Below are 1,668 nucleotides of genomic sequence, written 5' to 3'. Positions count from 1 at the left end.
GCGGCGGCCGATGCCTGCTGCGCCCCGGCGACACAGACCGATTGCCTCACGGGGGCGTGCAACACCAATCCGGCGCCCGAAGGGACCCGCCGGGTTCGCTACCGCATCGACAAGATGGACTGCCCGACCGAGGAGCGCCTGATCCGCAACAAGCTGGAGGGGATGCCCGGGGTTGTCCAACTCGACTTCAACCTCCTGCAACGGGAACTCACGGTGTATCACCGCTTGGAGCAGCCCCAGGAGATTGCCGTGGCGCTGGACAAGCTGGGCATGGCACCCAATTTGCTGGAAGCCAATGCGCCGGTGTCCGTGCTTCCCCAGGCCTTGAGCCCGCGGCAAAAAGGTCTGCTCGCCGTGGCGGGTGCCGCCGCCGTCGCGGCCGAGGTCATCGCCTGGTCGAGCGGGCGTGAGACCTCGTGGATGGTGATGGCGCTTGCTGCCGTGTCCATCCTCAGCGCCGGCCTGCCCACCCTCAAGAAGGGCTGGATCGCGCTCAGGAATCTGACCCTCAACATCCATTTCCTGATGTCCATCGCCGTGGCCGGCGCCGTGGCGCTCGGCAAGTGGCCCGAAGCGGCGATGGTGGTGTTCCTGTTCGCCGTGGCCGAAGCGATCGAGGCGCTGTCGCTGGAGCGTGCCCGCAACGCGATCAAGGCGCTCACGGCCATCGCGCCGGAAACCGCCGAGGTCAAGGCCGGCGAGGCCTGGCAGACCAAGCCGGTGGCCGAGGTGGCGGTCGGCAGCCGCATCCGGGTGCGCACTGGCGCGCGAGTGCCGCTGGACGCACGCGTCGCGTCCGGTCGCGCGGCGCTGAACCAGGCGCCGATCACCGGCGAAAGCTTGCCCGTGGACAAGCAGGCGGGCGACCTGCTCTATGCCGGCAGCATCGTGGCCGATGGCGTGGTGGAAGCCACCGTCACGGCCTCGGCCGGTGACAGCACCTTGGCCCGCATCGCCCTGGCCATCCAGAGCGCGCAGTCACAGCGCGCGCCGACCCAGCGTTTCGTCGATCAATTCGCGCGCTACTACACCCCCGCGGTTGTGGTCTTCGCCATCGCCGTGGCCATCCTCGGCCCGCTGCTGAGCGGTGGCGGCTGGAGTTCCTGGCTGTACGAGGCCTTGGTCATGCTGGTCATCGCCTGCCCCTGCGCCTTGGTGGTGTCGACCCCAGTCACGGTGGTCAGCGGTCTTGCGGCGGCGGCCCGGAGGGGCATCCTCATCAAGGGCGGGGTGCATCTCGAAGGCGGCCGGCTGCTCAAAGCCGTGGCGCTCGACAAGACCGGCACCCTGACCCGCGGCAAGCCTGCGCTGACCGACGCCATCCCGCTTGGCGACATGCCCATCGCGCAAGCCCTGCGGATCGCCGCCAGCCTCGATGACCCCAGCACGCACCCGGTCGCCCAGGCGCTGGTTGCCGGTTGGCGCGCGCAGCAGCCGGGCGCCGCAGTCATGCCCGTCGAGGATTTCGGCGTGCTCCAGGGGCGTGGCGTCAAGGGCAGCATCGCCGGTCAGGTTTGGCATCTTGGCAATCACCGCCTGGTCGAAGAGATCGCGGTCTGTTCCGCAACGCTGGAGGCGCAGCTTGCCGTGCTGGAGCGTGCCGGCAAGACCGCCATCGTACTGTGCGACGCGGCCGGTCCGGTGGCCGTGTTTGGCGTCGCCGACACC

General features: G+C 69.4%; 1 protein-coding gene. It reads left to right on the top strand.

Annotation, left to right across the window (positions count from 1 at the left end; translation table 11 throughout):
- Window positions 1-1,668 (top strand): heavy metal translocating P-type ATPase (locus THIARS_RS18125; protein ID WP_222423109.1); only part of this gene is annotated, 1,668 nt, incomplete at both ends.

The sequence above is a fragment of the Thiomonas delicata genome (genome assembly GCF_900088825.1).
GTDB classification, from domain to species: domain Bacteria; phylum Pseudomonadota; class Gammaproteobacteria; order Burkholderiales; family Burkholderiaceae_C; genus Thiomonas_A; species Thiomonas_A delicata.
Note: the sequence above shows the minus strand (reverse complement) of the source record. Positions and strands in the feature narration are given on the sequence as shown.